Origin of the sequence: Aureimonas sp. Leaf324, assembly GCF_001423245.1 — a bacterium.
In the GTDB taxonomy this organism is placed as follows: Bacteria; Pseudomonadota; Alphaproteobacteria; order Rhizobiales; family Rhizobiaceae; genus Aureimonas.
The window spans coordinates 64,345-80,264 of the sequence record NZ_LMOH01000026.1 but is presented as its reverse complement, the minus strand read 5'-3'; the positions used below and the strand labels follow the sequence as shown (position 1 = coordinate 80,264).

General features: G+C 70.0%; 13 protein-coding genes and 1 pseudogene. 4 read left to right on the top strand and 10 right to left on the bottom strand.

Features of this window, described 5'->3' with window-relative positions:
• Nucleotides 1-155 precede the first annotated feature (155 nt).
• The gene (locus ASF65_RS15535) at nt 156-1,976 is read left to right on the top strand and encodes a glycoside hydrolase family 15 protein (protein ID WP_055890976.1); all 1,821 of its coding nucleotides are present in this window, start codon (nt 156-158) and stop codon (nt 1,974-1,976) included.
• Between the two features lie 127 nt (nt 1,977-2,103).
• The gene (locus ASF65_RS15530) at nt 2,104-3,300 is read left to right on the top strand and encodes a GGDEF domain-containing protein (RefSeq protein ID WP_055890973.1); all 1,197 of its coding nucleotides are present in this window, start codon (nt 2,104-2,106) and stop codon (nt 3,298-3,300) included.
• 55 nt (nt 3,301-3,355) lie between these two features.
• Here the strand turns inward: ASF65_RS15530 and ASF65_RS15525 are convergent.
• From ASF65_RS15525 to oiaX, 5 genes and pseudogenes are all read right to left on the bottom strand, one after another.
• A pseudogene (locus ASF65_RS15525) lies at nt 3,356-4,111 on the bottom strand (ABC transporter ATP-binding protein); the annotation flags it as partial.
• Nucleotides 4,108-5,148, bottom strand: coding sequence for an iron ABC transporter permease (locus tag ASF65_RS15520; RefSeq protein WP_055890970.1), 1,041 nt, complete (start codon nt 5,146-5,148; stop codon nt 4,108-4,110). The gene ASF65_RS15520 and the pseudogene ASF65_RS15525, both read right to left, overlap by 4 nt.
• The gene (locus ASF65_RS15515; protein WP_244486773.1) at nt 5,145-6,107 is read right to left on the bottom strand and encodes an ABC transporter substrate-binding protein; all 963 of its coding nucleotides are present in this window, start codon (nt 6,105-6,107) and stop codon (nt 5,145-5,147) included. The genes ASF65_RS15520 and ASF65_RS15515 overlap by 4 nt, the downstream gene beginning before the upstream one ends.
• 187 nt (nt 6,108-6,294) lie before the next feature.
• Nucleotides 6,295-7,620: a four-carbon acid sugar kinase family protein gene (locus ASF65_RS15510; RefSeq protein ID WP_055890964.1), complete on the bottom strand. Its 1,326-nt coding sequence runs from the start codon at nt 7,618-7,620 to the stop codon at nt 6,295-6,297.
• A gap of 4 nt (nt 7,621-7,624) precedes the next feature.
• Nucleotides 7,625-8,902: a 3-oxo-isoapionate-4-phosphate decarboxylase OiaX gene (oiaX, locus tag ASF65_RS15505; protein WP_055890961.1), complete on the bottom strand. Its 1,278-nt coding sequence runs from the start codon at nt 8,900-8,902 to the stop codon at nt 7,625-7,627.
• A gap of 117 nt (nt 8,903-9,019) precedes the next feature.
• Here oiaX and ASF65_RS15500 point away from each other — a divergent pair, with 117 nt between their 5' ends.
• Nucleotides 9,020-9,733 (top strand): transcriptional regulator NanR, encoded by a 714-nt coding sequence (locus ASF65_RS15500; RefSeq protein ID WP_055890958.1) that lies wholly within the window; start codon nt 9,020-9,022, stop codon nt 9,731-9,733.
• On the opposite strand, the gene ASF65_RS15495 is transcribed toward ASF65_RS15500, so the two are convergent.
• The 5 genes from ASF65_RS15495 to ASF65_RS15475 form a co-directional block, all read right to left on the bottom strand.
• Nucleotides 9,721-11,646 (bottom strand): hypothetical protein, encoded by a 1,926-nt coding sequence (locus ASF65_RS15495; RefSeq protein WP_055890957.1) that lies wholly within the window; start codon nt 11,644-11,646, stop codon nt 9,721-9,723. The genes ASF65_RS15500 and ASF65_RS15495 overlap by 13 nt on opposite strands.
• Nucleotides 11,647-11,648: 2 nt before the next feature.
• The gene (locus ASF65_RS15490) at nt 11,649-12,677 is read right to left on the bottom strand and encodes a Gfo/Idh/MocA family oxidoreductase (protein ID WP_055890955.1); all 1,029 of its coding nucleotides are present in this window, start codon (nt 12,675-12,677) and stop codon (nt 11,649-11,651) included.
• A 25-nt stretch (nt 12,678-12,702) separates the two neighbouring features.
• Nucleotides 12,703-13,530: a phosphogluconate dehydrogenase C-terminal domain-containing protein gene (locus ASF65_RS15485; RefSeq protein WP_055890952.1), complete on the bottom strand. Its 828-nt coding sequence runs from the start codon at nt 13,528-13,530 to the stop codon at nt 12,703-12,705.
• Nucleotides 13,531-13,614: 84 nt separating this feature from the next.
• Entirely contained in the window at nt 13,615-13,827 is a 213-nt protein-coding gene (locus tag ASF65_RS15480; protein WP_055890949.1) for a dodecin, read from the bottom strand.
• Nucleotides 13,828-13,913: 86 nt separating this feature from the next.
• The gene (locus tag ASF65_RS15475) at nt 13,914-14,558 is read right to left on the bottom strand and encodes a helix-turn-helix transcriptional regulator (RefSeq protein ID WP_055890946.1); all 645 of its coding nucleotides are present in this window, start codon (nt 14,556-14,558) and stop codon (nt 13,914-13,916) included.
• 309 nt (nt 14,559-14,867) lie between these two features.
• On the opposite strand from ASF65_RS15475, the gene ASF65_RS15470 reads away from it, so the two are divergent.
• Entirely contained in the window at nt 14,868-15,899 is a 1,032-nt protein-coding gene (locus tag ASF65_RS15470; protein WP_055890942.1) for a YihY/virulence factor BrkB family protein, read from the top strand.
• The last annotated feature ends 21 nt before the right edge of the window (nt 15,900-15,920 follow it).

Here is a 15,920-nt window from a genome sequence, read left to right as displayed (position 1 = left end):
TTACGTCCGGCCGCGCACTTCATTCGCAGGATGACGGTTCATGCGCGCGTGTGCCGCAGGATCTTATGTGGCCGCCGAAGCATTCCCGCCGCGATGACCCATTTGCTCCTGCCTCTCGCGCGCCCTCGTATCTCGTTCGATCGTCCGGAGGTTTCATGTTGAACCGGGTGAAGCCGGCCGAAGACCCCGGTGTCGTGCGGCCCGGGCGACCGGCCCCCCTGCCGCTCGAGGCCTACAGTGCCCTCGGCGATGGCCGCAGCGTCGCCCTCGTCGGCACCGACGGTTCGATCGACTGGTGGTGCGTGCCGAACATGAACTCGGCCCCGATGCTGGACCGCGTCCTCGACGAGGGAAGCGGCGGGTTCTTTTCGCTGACCCCGGTCGGCGACTACACGTCTCACCGCGCCTACCGGCCGGACTCCAACGTCCTCGAGACGGTCTTCGAGACGCCTCACGGGCGGGCACGCCTCGTGGAGGCGCTCAACAGCGGCTCGGGCGGGCGCCTGCCGTGGTGCGAACTGGCGCGCCGGATCGAGGGGCTCGAGGGCGAGGTCACCTTCGAGATGCGCCTCGTCTTCGGCACGCAGGCCGACACGATCTGCCCGTTCCTCTACACCAACGCCAATGCCACCACCTTCCATGCCGGGTCGGTGATCGGCCTCCTGCGCGTGAGCGACGGCGTGCGGATCGAGGAGGAGGGGGACACCGAGATCCGCGGCCATGTCCGCGTCGCGGCCGGGGCGCGCGAACTCGTGGCGATCGTGGCGGGCGAGGACGAGCCGCTGGTGCTCGAGGAGCCCGAGCGGATCAGCGCCCGCATCGACGTGACCGACGCGGAATGGCGGCAATGGTCCGAGGGCGTGCGCTACGAGGGATCGTATCGCGCCGAGGTGATGCGCAGCGCGCTGGCGCTGAAGCTGCTTCTCTACTCGCCGACCGGCGCGATCGCCGCGGCCGCCACGACGTCGCTGCCCGAGGGCATCGGCGGCGAGAAGAATTACGACTATCGCTACGCTTGGGTGCGCGACGCGTCCTACACGATCAAGGCCTTCCTGCGCATCGGCGCGACGGCGGAGGCCAAGGGGGCCTTCACCTGGCTGATCAAGCGTCTGGCCGAGCACGGCGCGCTCGTCTGCTACACGCTGGAAGGCGAGCGCCTGCCGGCCGAGGAGACCGTGATCGACCTGCCGGGCTATCGCGGCAGCCGTCCCGTGCGGCGCGGCAACCAGGCGGCGGGGCAGCACCAGCACGGAATCTTCGGCGACATCTTCGAGACCGCGGCGCGCTTCGTGGCGGGCGGGCATGTCCTCGACCCGCGCAGCGCCGCCGTCCTCGCGGGCGTCGCCGACCGGTGCGCCGAGACCTGGCGCCAGCCGGATTCCGGCATCTGGGAGCTGTCCGAGCGCCGGCACTACACGATGTCGAAGATCAGCGCGTGGCAGGCGCTCGCCCGCGCCGTGGAACTGGCCGACGGCGGCCACATCCCCTCGACCTGCCGCGAGCGATGGGCACGCTCGCGCGACCGGATCGCCGAGTGGGTGGATGCCAACTGCTGGTCGGAACGCGACCAGGCCTACGTCATGGTGCCCGGCGAGAGCGGCCTCGACGCCTCGCTGGCGCTGGCCGTGCGCTTCGGCTTCGACGGCCGCGAGCGGCTGGAAAAGACGCTGCGGGCGCTCGACCGGCGCCTGCGCAAGGGCCTCTTCCACTATCGCTACCACGGCGTCGAGGACCACGAGGGCTGCTTTCTCGCCTGCACCTTCTGGATCATCGAGGGTCTGGCGCTCCTCGGCCACCGCGACGAGGCGCGCCTGCGCTTCGACGAAGTTCTCACGGCGCTGGGCGACCGGGGGGCCGGCATTCTGGCGGAGATGGTCGATCCCGAGACGCTCGCCTATCTCGGCAACATGCCGCAGGGCCTCAGCCATCTCGCCTTGATCCAGACCGCCGCGACGCTCGACGGCTGCGCCCTCTGACGGCGCCGGTCGTCGAGCTTCCCTAGAGGCAACGAAAGATTAGCGCGCCGCCGCTAGGGTCCGGGACCGAATCACCGGACCACCATCCAGCCGCGCGAGCCATGACCCGCGCGGTTCAGGGCGCGTCATGACGGCACTCGACCTCGGAACCGTCCTGGTTCTGCACAAGACCTCGCTGCTGGCCGGAGCCGGCGGGCTCCTCCTGCCGTGGCTCGGCGGCGGACGCCCGCGCGGCGTCGGCGCCCTCGCGGTCGGCTACCTCCTTCTCGCGCTCGGCGCCTTTCTCGCCGGTCTCGGCGAGTTCGGGGCGATCAGCGCCGAGACGTGGCGCAGCAGCAGCCTCGCCCTCGGCGTCTTCGCCTACACGCTGATCTATTGCGGCATCCGCCGGCTCGACCGCCCCGCCGGGCGCGCGCTCTGGCTCCTGGCGGCGTCTCCCGTGGTCCTCGCCGTCGGCCTTCTCACCCCCGTCTTCGACGACAACACCCTGCGCGCCTCCGCCTTCCACGCGGTGGCGGCGCTCGCCGGACTGGCATCGGCCCTCTCGCTGATCCGGGCCGGGCGGCGCGAGCGGCTCGCCTCGCGCGCGCCGCTCGCCTTCGCGCTCGGGGCCTGCGGTCTGGTCTACGGCGTCCAGTTCCCGTTGATCGCGCTCGGCTTCAGTTCGCCCGGCTCGATCGCGATCGGGTTCGCCGTCACGATGATGCTGAACTTCTCGATCGCCGCGCTCGTCGTGTCCTTCGTGCGCGAGCGGGGCGAGGAGACGGAGCGCCGGCGTTCGGTGACGGACGCGCTCACCGGCGTCCTCAACCGCCACGGATTTCGCGACGCGGTGCCCGATTTCGTGCCCGAGGGGGCGGCGATGCTCCTTCTCGACCTCGACCATTTCAAGTCGATCAACGACCGTTTCGGCCATGCCGGCGGCGACGCGGTGCTGACGCGCCTGTCGCGCCTCGTGGAATCCTGCCTCGAGCCGGGCGAGATCCTGGCGCGGCTCGGCGGCGAGGAGTTCGTCGTGTTCCTGCCCCATGGCGGCGGCCGGGCGGCGGACCTCGCGGAGACGGCGCGCGTGCGGCTGGCCGAGGCCGTGATCGACTGGCGCGGCGATCGCATCGCGGTCAGCACCAGCGTCGGCGTGGCGCTCGCATCGCCCCGAAGGAGCGAAGGCCGCGAGGCGCTTCTCGCCCGTGCCGATGCCGCGCTCTACCGCGCCAAGCGGCTCGGGCGGAACCGGGTGGAGATCGACGGGGCCGCGCTATCGGACGGCGTGGACCGCCCGGCCGGCATCCGGCAGGGCGTCAGACCGCACTTCGCGCCGGGCTGAGGGACCGCGCGCTCGGTTTCGCGGGCCCGTCGTCGCGCCGCAGGGTCCCGTGCGGCAGGAAATGGATGTGCGGGCGGCCATGATGGGGCGAGGTCTCGACGCGCGCTTCGACCGCGAAGACGCCACGCAGGAGGCTTTCCGTCAGAACCTCGTCCGGCGCGCCAGCGGCCACGACGCGCCCGCGGTCGAGGATCAGCAGCCGGTCGCAGAACATCGCCGCATGGTTCAGGTCGTGCAGCGAGACGATGCAGGTCATCGACAGGCTGGAGACCAGCTGCAGCAGGCTGATCTGGTGTTGGATGTCGAGGTGGTTCGTCGGCTCGTCGAGGAGAAGCTCGGTCGGCGTCTGGGCCAGCGCGCGCGCGATGTGGGTGCGCTGGCGCTCGCCGCCGGACAGGGCATACCAGCGCTCGTGGCGCTTCGACGTGAGGCCGGCCCGCCGCAGCGCCTCGTCCACCGCCGCCTCGTCGGCGCCGGTCCAGCCCGAGAAGGGCGAGCGGTGCGGAAAGCGGCCGAGCCGCACGACGTCCACCACCTTGAGGTCGGCGCTGGTGGCCGCATGCTGCTCGACGAAGGCGACGCGCCGGGCGAGCGAGCGCCGGCCGAGCCGCGCGATGTCGGCGCCGTCGAGCCGGACGGTTCCCCCGTGCGGGCGCCGGAGGCCGGCGAGAAGTCGCAGGAGCGAGGTCTTGCCCGAGCCGTTGGGCCCCAGCAGCCCGAGGACCTTGCCGGGCTCGGCCGCCAGCGAGACCCCGTCCACGACGGTCCGCCCGCCGATCCGCCAGGTGAGATGGTCGGCGACGATGCTCATGCGGGCCGCTGCAGGCGATAGAGAATGACGGAGAAGAAGGGCACGCCGACCAGCGCGGTGACGACGCCGATCGGCAGGACCTGCTGCGGGATCAGGACGCGCGAGGCGATGTCGGCGAGCACCATGAAGACCGCGCCGATGAGGGCGCAGGCCGGCAGCAGGCGCACATGCAGCGGCCCGACGAGGAAGCGCGCGACATGCGGCACGACGAGGCCCACGAACCCGATCGAGCCGACCATGCTGACGATCGTCGCGGTCATCACGGCGATCAGCGAGAACAGGACGAGCCGCGTGCGCCCGACATGCACGCCCATCGCGGCGGCCGCCTCGTCGCCGAAGGCGAAGGCGTCGAGGACCCGCGACTGCAGGAGGCAGGCGACGAGGCCCGCGCCGACCACGACCGACACCAGCGCGAATTCCGGCCAGCGCACGCCCCCGAAGCTTCCGAGCAGCCAGAACATCACGTCGCGCGCCTGCTGCGCGTTGCCGGACGTGGTGACGACGTAGGACGTCGCCGCGTTGAAGAGCTGCGAGGCGGCGACGCCTGCCAGAATCGTCCGGTCCGCCCCGCCGCGCGTGCCGCCGGACAGGAGGGCCACGAAGAGAAAGGCGGCGAAGGCGCCGAGGAAGGCGCCCGCCGACAGCGATACGGCGCCCGCGCCGAGGCCGAGGATCACCACCGCGACAGCCCCGGTCGAGGCGCCGGCCGAGATGCCGAGGACGTAGGGCTCGGCGAGCGGGTTGCGCAGGAGCGCCTGCATGATGGCGCCCGACAGCGCGAGGCCCGCGCCGCAGAAGGCGGCGACCAGCGCGCGGCTGAGGCGATAGTCCCAGATCACCGTCTCGTGGATGCGGCTGATCTCGACCGCGGTCCAGCCGAGGCGGTTCGTCAGCGCCGCAAGCGTCGTCGTCAGCGGAATGGGAAGATCGCCGATCCCGACGCTGACGCCCACCGCCAAAGCGATCAGGGCGAGCGCGCCGAGGACGAGCGTGGCGGGCAGGGCGCTGCGGGCGAGCGCGCCGGACAGCACCGTCACTTGCGCAGACCGAGGGCCTTCAACTGCTCGGCCACCTGTTCCGCCCCGTAGATCGTGCGGATCGTCGGGTTCATCGCCTGCCCGTCCATCACGACGATCGCCTTGTTGCGGACCGCCTTCATCTGGCTGGTCGCAGGATCGGAGGTCAGGAACGCGATCTTGGCCTCCGGTTTGTCGAGTTCCCAGCGGTTGCGGTCGAGGCTGGCGACGACGATCACGTCGGGATCGGCGGCGATGATGCTCTCCCAGCCGAGCGTCGGCCATTCCGCCTCGGTCTGGATGGCGTTGGTGCCGCCCAGAAGATCGGCGATGAAGCCCGAGGCGCCGTTGCGGCCGCCGAGATAGGCGTCGGCGGTGGGCGACGGGCTGGAGAACCAGAACACATAGGAGAGCTTGCGCTCGCCCTCGGCGGGCGCGGACGCCCGGAGCGCTGCCTCGCGCGCCTTGAAGTCGGCGATGAGGGCCGCGCCGCGGTCCTGCACGTCGAAAATTTGGGCGAGTTCCTCGATCTCCTCGTAGAGGAGGTCCATGTTCCACAGGTTCGAGCGCGCGCCGTAGGCGTCGGTGCCCTCTTTCCGCTCGAGGCAGGTCGAGGGCGAGAGATAGGAGGGGACGCCGACCTTTTCGAAGTCCTCGCGCTTGGCGACCTTGCTGTCCGGTCCAAGCAGCGTCGGGAGGGCCGCGGCGACGAAATCGGGATTCTCGGCGAGGATCGATTCGAAGGTCGGGAACTCGACGGTGAGGAGCTTCACCTTGGCATTGGCCTCGGCGAGCTGCGGCAGGACCTTGCTCGGCCAGAATGCGGTACCGGCCATGCGGTCCCCGAGGCCGAGGAGGAGCATGATCTCCGCGCTGTTCTGGCCGAGGCCGATCGCCCGCTGCGGCGCCTTCTCGACCGTGACGGCCTCGCCGCAGTTCTCGATCGTCAAAGGATACTGCGTCGGCTCCGCATGCGCGATCCCGCCGGCCGATCCGAGACCGGCGAAGAAGAGCGAGGCGGCGAGAAACGGCTTCGGGAACACCACGGGGCACGTCCTGGGGTCGAGACGGAAGGGTGCCCGGCTGACTACTCTTCGCCGCCCGTGAAAACAAGACGCGCGGCGTCACCTTTTACTGCAACACCGACGCGTGTTTCTTCGAACGGTTCTAAACTCCGTCGCGAATGCGCGAGAAATAGTCGTCGCCGCCGACCTGTCCGCCCTTCAGCGCGATCTCCAACCCGTCGAAGGCAGGATCGTCGCTGTGGGCGAGCGCCACCGGCGAGCCCGGCGTGTCGGGCAGCGGCAGGCGTGTGGTGAGCGCATGGACGCCGAGCTGGCGCAGCGCGTGGCTCGACGTGTCTCCGCCTGCGATCACCGCGCGGCGCAGGCCGAGCCGACGCACGAGCCCCGCCTGCAGGCGTCCAAGGCCGCGTCCGATCGCATGGCGCGCGCCCTCGGTGCCCGACAGTTCCGACCCGAGGTCGCTGTCGGGGCCCATGGCGGTGTGGACGATCACCGAGCGGCCGGCGCTCAAGGCATCCGCGGCGCGCGCCTCGACCTTTTCGATCGCCGCCGTATCGGCGGAAACGAAGGCGCGCGGATCGAAGGCGATCAGCTCGAACCCGTTGTCGGCCGCATGCCGGATCTGGCGCTCGGTGGTCGGCGAGCAACTGCCCGAGACGACCGCGATGCGCTCCGTCGGCGGCAAGGGCGCGAAGGCAGCCGGTTCGGTGAGGCGGCCGGTCTTCGCCCAGTGGGCGGCGAGAGCATATTCGACGCCCGACGAGCCGATCGCGAAGCGGCAGCCAGCCGCCGCCAGCCGCTCGAGCTGCCGGCCCGCCGCGCTCTGCGTCGCGGCGTCGAGGACGTCGATGAGGACGAGGCCGGGATCGTCCGCCAGGATCGCGTCGATCCGCGCATCGGCATCGTCCGCCAAAAGCGCGACGCTATCGAGAAGGGCGACGGGAAGCGGCGTCTGGTCCGCCAGATGCCGGCGAAGGTCGGCCTCCCGCATCGGCGTGACCGGGTGCCGGCTCATCACGGGGTGGCGATCGATCCGGAACGTCTCGCCCCGGTAGGCGGCGAAGAGGTTTCCGAACGCGGTCCAGCGCTTCAGCTGCGGCGCGCCGACGACGAGCGGCACGGGGCGGTCGCCGAAGACGGCACGCCCGATCTCGGCGGCACGACCGATCGAGCCGATGTCGGGGCTGGAATCGAAGGTCGAGCAGATCTTGTAGTGGGTGATCGCGGCGCCGCGCGCCTCGAGCCATTCGAAGACGCTGGGCAGGTTCGCGTCCATCCAGCCCGGCGTCTCGCTGCGGCTTGTGCCGGCGACGCCGATGGCTCTCGCATCGGGAAAGCGGGCGAGCTGCGCGTCGGTCGGCAGGTCGGTGAAGAGCACGGTCTCGACCCCGCGCATCGACAGCGATTCCATCACGTCGGTCGATCCGGTGAGGTCGTCGCCGTAAAAGGCGATCAGCGGTGTCGTCATCGCGTCAGGCTCCCTTGCCGTCCGGCCCGCCGAAGGCCCGGATCGAGGCGGCAAGTTCCGGGTGGTCGGCGGCGTAGGCATCGAGATCGACGCCCGCGACCGCCGCCTCCCAGGCCTGGCGCACGGCGCGCACGCCGGCCGCCGGCCCCATCGGATGGCTAACGACGCCGCCCCCGCAGAGATACAGGAGGTCGGTCGAGCCGACGGCGGCATAGGTCGCCGGTGCCTGTCCACCCCACTGGCCGGAGCCGACGACCGGCAGCGGTCGGTCGTCGTCGCGAAACAGCGGACGGCGAAGGGCATGGTAGGAGCGCAGGAACGAGTCGTCCGGCTCCCAGTACTTCGCCGCGATCCCGTTGATCTGGAACTGGTCGACGCCCAGAAGCCGCCAGAACGTCTGGTAGACGCGGAAGTCCAGCCCGAGCGAAGGGTGGCGCGTGAGAATGTCCCAGCCGTTGCGATGCGCGTGCAGAACCAGCCCCGAGCGGCGGCGCAGAAAGGCCATGGCCCCCATGCCGATCGAGTTGATGTTGACGACCGCCGCATTGCCGCCCGCCGCCAGCACGAGGTCGTGGTTGCGCATCATCTCGTCGGGGTCGGTGGCGGTGATCCCGAAGGCGACCATGACCTTCTTGCCCGTCCGCTGCTCGTGGTCGAGCACCACCGGCATGATCGCCTTCACCCGTTCGGCCAGCGGCGAATAGGCCGGGCTCATCAGCTTCTCGTCGTCCTTGATGAAGTCGACGTCTGCCTCCACGAGCTCCCGGACCATCGCGGCGCTTTCCGGCGGGCGCAGCCCGAGCGCCGGCTTCACGATCGTGCCGATGATCGGCCGGTCTGAGACGCCGGTCAGCCGCTTCGAACCCTTGATGCCGAACTGCGGCCCCGGCCAGGCCTCGCCGAACGCTGGCGGCAGGCGGATGTCCGTCACGCGGATGCCGCTGAAGCCCTTGATCGAGTAGACGCCGCCGATCGCGATGGTCATCAGCGCGGCGAGATCAGTGCCGATCGCCTCCATCGGAAAGGCGATGTCGGCCTCGCCGCAGCGGAACGAGCGGGGCGCGGCGAGATCGTCGTGAGAGCGGCCGAAGGCGGGCTCCTCGACCGGATCGAGCGAGCGCACCGCGAGGACGCGGGCGGCGACGCGCGCCTTCAGTTCCGGCGTCTCGCCGGGCAGGGGCACGAAGGTGCCGGTCGACTGGTCGCTCGCGATCTTGTCCGCCAGCTTCTCGACGCTGCCGGGCGTTTCGATCCGGTAGGTCAGGACGATGTCGTCGCTCATGGGCGCTGAAACCTGTCTGAATGGGAATGCCACTAAGTCGTTCGACAATCTGGTATCATCGGCATACCAGTTTCGCGCGGCCGCTTCAGGCGGACGGATGTGTGGGGAGCGTCAGCCATGATTCAGCCGAGCGAGCCGATCGTCCGCCGCAAGCTGTCCGACGAGGTCTACGAGCGCCTCAAGTCGATGATTACCACGGGTGAGCTGAAGACCGGCGACCAGATGCCGTCGGAGCGCGAACTGATGGAGCGCTTCGGCGTCGGCCGGCCGGCGATCCGCGAGGCGATGCAGGCGCTGAACGGGCTGGGGCTCGTCGCCATCTCGCACGGCGAACGGGCCAAGGTCCTCAGCCTTACCCCGCGCTCCCTGTTCGGGCAGGTCGACCGCGCCGCCGAGATCATGCTGACCACCTCGCCGGGCGCGCTCGATCACCTGAAGGAGGCGCGCATCTTCTTCGAGCGCGGCATCGTCCGGCAGGCGGCGGAGCGGGCGGGCGAGGCCGATGTCGAGGCGCTGGGTGCGCTTCTCGCCGAGCAGCGCGGGGCGCTTGGCGACCCCGAGCGCTTCGTCCGCACCGACATGCGCTTCCACGCGCGCATCGCCGCGATCCCCGGCAACCCGATCTTCGAGGCGGTGGCCGAATCCATGCTGGGCTGGCTGCGGCAGTATCACACCGAACTCCTGATCTGGAGCGGCCGGGAGAACGTCACCCTTCAGGAGCACGAGGAAATCCTTCAGGCTCTCGCCGCACGCGACCCCGATGCTGCGGAGGCCGCCATGGTGCGCCACCTCGAGCGCTCGCGCGACCTCTACCGCCATCAGGGGGCCTGAGGGGCGACGAGGCGCACGACCGCGTAGGGCGACAGGCGAAGGCGTGTCCCGACGGGCTCGAGAGGCGGCATCTCGCCTCGGCTCGCCGCCTCGAAGGACGTTTCGTCCAGCATCGACGCCTTGACCTCCGGCCCGAACCCGTCCAGCACGACGTCCTCGTCTTCGGGGCCGATATTGGCGAGCCAGATCTCGCGGCTGCCGTCGTCACGCAGCGCGGCAAAGCCGTCGACCCTGTCGCGCCGCGTGGATACAAGGTCCAGCCGCGCGGCGCCACTGACGGCCGCAAGACCCTTGGCCGCGTGGAAGGCCGGCACCACGCCGCCGTCCGCCAGCAGCAGCCCGCGCGGGCCCGCAAGGCTCGCCCCGGTCCAGGCTTCGATGCCGGCGCCCTGAAGGCGTGCGGCATAGCCGATCATGAAGGCGGCGCCGAAGAGGCCGCGCGCCCGCGGATCGTCGTCGGCCATCGGAATGCGCCGCCCGTCCGGGTTCGGCATGGTGCGCGAACCGTAGGGGTTCTGGCGCATGCCGATCGTGGTCGGCCCGAGCCGATAGGGCTTGTCCCCGACGAAGGCGCGGGTCGAGCGCGTGATGAATGGGATCGCCTCCAGCGTCTGCATCACCGACAGGTCGTCCGCGGCGTGAACGATCGGGTTGGTCGCGTGGGTGACGAAATCGAGCTCGCCGAGCGGCACGCGCTTGCGGTTCAGCTCGGTGAAGTAGGAGAGCATGCCGCCGCCGAGCCGCAGGCCCGGAAAGGCGGCGCGAGCGGCGCGGTAGACCTCGTCCAGCGGCGGACATGCCGGCCAGGCGCTGCCCGGCGGCGTCGAGCGCCGGTCGGCCGCGGGGCCGACGACGAGCGTCTGCGGACGGAAGCCGGCGGCTCGCACACGGCGCGCGGCCTCATCGAGTTCGCCCGCCGTGTCGCCCTCTCCGGGCACCACGAGTTCGAGGACGGGCTCGACGTCCGGAACGAGCGCGGCGATGCGGGCGAACGCCTCCAGCGCGTCTGAGCCGTGGCCGGCGAGCGGATCGAAGTGAAACAGCAGGAAAGCCGGGGCGAGGCGCGCCAGCCTGTCCGGCCGGGCGAGGATGTCGGCGGTCTCCTCGGGCGCGACGCCCAAGCCGAAGCGCGGCATCGTCTCGCCGAGCGGGGCACCGAGCCGTACCTCGACCGGGCCGCCGGTCGGCGCGGGCGATGCCGGGACGGCGTCATGCGAGGCGTCGATCGTCAGCGTCACGGCCTGCCGGTTCGCGGCCCCATCCGCCATCCGATAGGGCCAGGGCCGGGCGAGGGGGCGGACATAGGTCTTGTACGAGGCATCCGACCAGGCGCGCTGGTCCTCCATCTCGAAGGCGTCGCCCTCCATCCGGCACGTCGCGCGAAGGCCGGGCGCCGGACGATGGGCGAGGGCGCGGATCTCCTGGAACGGTTGCCACGGCTCGATCGCGTCCGGAAAATGCGAGGCCACGCGCGTGCCGTCAGTGTGTTCCACGTCGACCGGCGTTCCTGCGACGCCCTCGATCGGGTGCAGCACGCAGAAGCCGCAGCGGTTGGTCTCGAAGTCGCCTTGCGGAACGGCCTCGACGGCGAAGCGAAGCGTCCCGTCCGCGCGTCCCTCGATCTCGGCGCGATAGACGAGGCGGGTGTCGCTCGGCCCCGAAACCTCCGCCCGGTAGCGCACGCGAAAGCGGTCCTCCGCTTCCTCGACGTCGAGATCGAGGATCGGCGGATCGTAGGTTCCCCAGTCCCGGTCGCGCACGACATAGGCGATCGAGCGCAGGACCTCGATGCCGGCGAAGGATACGGCGCGCAGGTTGCCCGACACGAGATCCGCCGTGAGCCGCCCCGCCCGAAGGCGCCGGACCGGGGCGACCGGATCGCGCGTTCCGAAGAGCTTCAGCGCGTCGGCCATCGTCAGACCTCGGACGGGTCGAGCGTCGCCCCGCTCGCGGCGCTGCGATAGGCGGCCTCGACGAGGGCGAAGGTCTTCAGGTTGTCGGGGCCCGACGTCGCCGGCTCGGCGCCCGCGCGAAGCGTCTCGACCCAGTGGTGCTGGATCAGCGCGACGCTTTCCTGGATGTTATGCCAGGGACGCGAGGCCCAGGGGAGAAGCGGCGGCGAGACGTCCTCGTGCCGCGTGCCGACCGGGCCGGTGACCGTCAGGCGGTAGCCCTCGTCGAGGCGGATCGTGCCGGCGGCGCCGTCGATCTCGACCAGCGTCTGGGGGAAGCGCTCGGTTTCGAGCCTCGTGGCATAGGAGCAGTCCACCACCGAGGGGAAGCCCGCCTCGTGGTCGAGGAGCATGGTCGCGACGTCCTCGCCGCGGATGCGGGGATTGACGCGGGTGGTGCGCGCCGTGATCCGGGCGACGTCGCCGAACAGGAAGCGCGCGATGTCGAGGGCGTGGATGCCGAGGTCCTCGATGATGAAGCGCTCGCCCTCGGCGAGATACGGCTGGCCGGCATAGACGTCGTAGGCCGAGCGGAACGACACGCGGCCGAAGAACGGGGCGCCGATCTCGCCAGTATCGAGAACGCGGCGCACGGCTTGGATCGGCGACTGCCAGCGGAAGTTCTCGTGGATCATCAGCGGCACGCCGGCGACCTCGCAGGCATCCACCATCGCCCGTGCGTCGTCGATCGTCGGCGCGATGGGCTTCTGGCAGATCACCGGGATCTTCATGGAGGCAGCGAGTTCCACCAGCGCGCGGTGGCTCGGCGCGGTCGTGGCGATGTCGACGAAGTCGGGCCGCACCTCGCGCAGCATCGCCGCCGCATCGGTGAAGCGCCGGGCAATCCCGAACGCCTCGCCCATTTCCGCGAGCCGCGCCTCGTCGCGGTCGCAGATCGCGACGATGGACACGCCCGGGATGTCGTCCCAGGCGTGCATCTGGTTGCGGGCAAAGAAGCCGCACCCGATCAGGGCGCCGCGCAGCTCGCTCATGGGTTCGGCTCCGTGCGGTCTCGGGTCAGGTGATGCGGCGGATGGAGGCCATCAGCTCGTCCGGTTCGAAGACGCGCTTCCAGTCGTCGCGCATCAGAGCCGGCTTGCCGAACTCGATCGCCTTGTTGCAGGCGTCGGAGAAGACGCCCGGCGTTTCCTCGAAGATCACGGCGCCGAGCACGTTCATGTGGCCGAGCAGGAAGTCGCGGGCGGCCTCCTTCGGCACGCCGCGGCGGACCACCTCGTCCATCGCCTCGCGCATGACGACGAGAAGGCTCGCCGTCACCGTTTCGGAGAGACCCGGCTCCAGGAGCGCCATCTGCTCCACCGTGATGCGGTGCGAGCGCATCACCGGCGCCCAGATGACCTTGGCGATTTCCTCGCCGAGCGCATAAGCCTCGTCCGGCCCCTGCATCAGCGCCGAGACGATGTGCTGCTTGGCCGCGACGCCGCCGAAGAAGTCGCGCTTGGCGGCTGCGTCGGTCTCGTCGTTGAAGATCGGCGGGTGGCAGGGATGGGTGACGAAATAGGTGAGGTCGGCGCGCTCCGGCAGATGGCCGGCGAACGGCGCGGCGGCATCGAGGATCATCACCATCGTGCCGGGCTTGAGCTTCGCCTCGATGCCGGACAGGACCCGGCCGATCAGCGTGTCGGGCACCGCCAGGACGACGACCTCGGCGCCGTCCAGCGCCTCGTCCTCGTCGACGCAGGTGACGCCGAGATGGGCGTTCAGCCGCTCGCGGCCGGCGTCGGACCGCTCCACGTGGCGCACGTCGAAGCGCGAGCCCTTGAGATTGCCGGCGAGGCGCGTGCCCATCTTTCCGCCGGCCCCGAACAGGGCGATCGATGTCATGGAGGATCCTCGAAAGGTTGGAACCTCCATGGCGTCGCACGAGAGGCGGATACTCGTCAACTGGTATGACGAGTACCCCTGCGGTCAGGCGTCTTCGAGCGTGAAACCGATCTTGAGACCGACCTGATAATGCGCGACCCGGCCGTCCTCGACATGGCCGCGCGTTTCCGTCACCTCGAACCAGCGGATGTTGCGCACCGACTTCGCGGCGTCGGCAATGGCGTTCTCGATCGCCTTCTCGATCGATTCGGGCGACGAGCCGACGACTTCGATGATCTTGTAGGTGTGTTCCGACACGGGGGTCCTCCGAAGGCCAAGCCGCTCGGGCAAGCGAGCGTCCCATCCGTTTTAGGCGCGCGCGGCGCGGCGCACAGGGCGTCGTGCTACTGGCTGACCCAGAGGATGCGCGCGATCCATTCGATCTCGGCGAGGGGGAACTGGCGGTCGGGAAACTCGGGATTCACCGAGGCGAGCTCGATCGTGCGCGCGGTCTGGCGCTGCAGCACCTTCACCATGACCTCGCCGCCCTTGGTGCGCACCACCACGCGGTCGCCGCGCCGCACCGGGGCGCCGGGCTTCACCACCACGACGTCGCCGTCGCGGTAGAGCGGCATCATCGACTGCCCCGACACCTCGAGCGCGTAGAGCGAATCGTCGGCGCCCGGCAGTTCGACCTCCTCCCAGCCCTGGCCAGCGGGAAAGCCCGCATCGTCGAAATAGCCGCCTGCGCCCGCTTCCGCGCTGCCGAGCAGGGGCACGGAACTGCGCGGCGGCGGCACCGGGCGCATCGATCGGAGGCTCGCCTCCGGGCCGGCGAAGAAGCTTTCCGAACTCGTGCCCGTCGCCTCCAGGACCTTGGCGATCGATTCGGTGGACGGCCAGCGCGGGCGCCCGTCCGGCGCGTTGCGCTTGGACTTGTTGAAGGTCGTCGGATCGAGGCCGGCCTTGCGCGCGAGGCCCGACGGCGACATCTTCAGCCGGGCGGCAAGGCCGTCGATCGCGGCCCAGATCCTGTCGTGCGACAGCATGCGGCAAACCTCTCGTTGCGGGAGGGGGGACCCGGTTTGGTCACCGTTTCGAGGAATATAGTCCTCGTCACAATCTGTCTAGGATGCCGCTCCCGCCCTGTCGACAAGTCGGCTTCGTTTCGCGCTGTCGAAACGGTGGGAAAGCGCGGTTTTCCACCGGCTTCGGCGGGATGCGGCACCCGGCCGCGCCGGCGATCTTTACGCGCCGTGGTGGAACCCTTCGATCAAATGCGGCATTTCTCCGGATAGATCGTGGCAGGCCCTTGCCTGCCAGGAGGTCGCGTCGATGTTTCGCGTAGAAGGCTTGGGATGAGTTCGATCGGCTTCCGCTTCGCGCCCAACACCACCGAGGAAACGCGCATGCGCGCGAGCGAGCCCGGCCGCGGGCGCGACGCGACGGGGCCGTTCGGCATCCCGTGGGCCGGCTGGAAGGACATCATCGGCCGCCTCTACTACTCGTTCTTCGAGGACCGCGTGATGCTGATCGCGGCGGGCGCGACGTTCTATCTCCTCCTGGCGCTGTTTCCCGCCTTCGCCGTCTTCGTCTCGTTCTATGGGATCGTCGCCAACCCGACCACGATCGCCGACCACATCGCCTTCATCGGGCGCTTCCTGCCGCAGGCCGGCACCGACATCCTGACCTCGCAGCTCGAAAGCCTCGTCTCGCGCGACCCGGCTTCGCTCTCCTTGAGCTTCGTGACCGGCCTTCTGTTCTCGCTCTGGAGCGCCAACAACGGCATCAAGACACTGTTCGAGGCGATGAACGTCGCCTACGGCGAGCACGAGCAGCGCTCGTTCCTCAAGCTCAACGCGGTCGCCTTCTGCTTCACCATCGGCGCCTTCTTCATCGCGACCATCCTGTTCATCTCGGTCGGCGTGGTGCCGGCGGTGATGGCGGTCGTCGGCGCCCAAAGCTATACCGACGAACTCGTCGCCGCCGCGCGCTGGCCGGTGGTGTTCGTGGTGATCGTCGGGGCGATCAGCATGATCTATCGGTACGGGCCGAGCCGCAACCGCGCGCGCTGGAGCTGGGTTCTCTTCGGCGCCATGCTGACCGCTTCGGTCTGGCTCGCCGCCTCGATCGGCTTCTCCTGGTACCTGCGGTCCTTCGCCAACTACTCGGTGACCTACGGCTCGCTCGGCGCCGCGATCGGCTTCATGATGTGGGTGTGGATCTCCTCGATCATCTTCATCGTCGGCGCCGAGGTGAACGCCGAGATGGAACACCAGACCGCGATGGACACGACCGACGCGCCGGACAAGCCGCTCGGCGAGCGGGGCGCGCGCGTCGCCGACACGATCGGCCGCTCGCTGGCGCGGGAGAAGCGCGAGGGGGCGTGACCCCCTCGGCGGTTCGTTGAG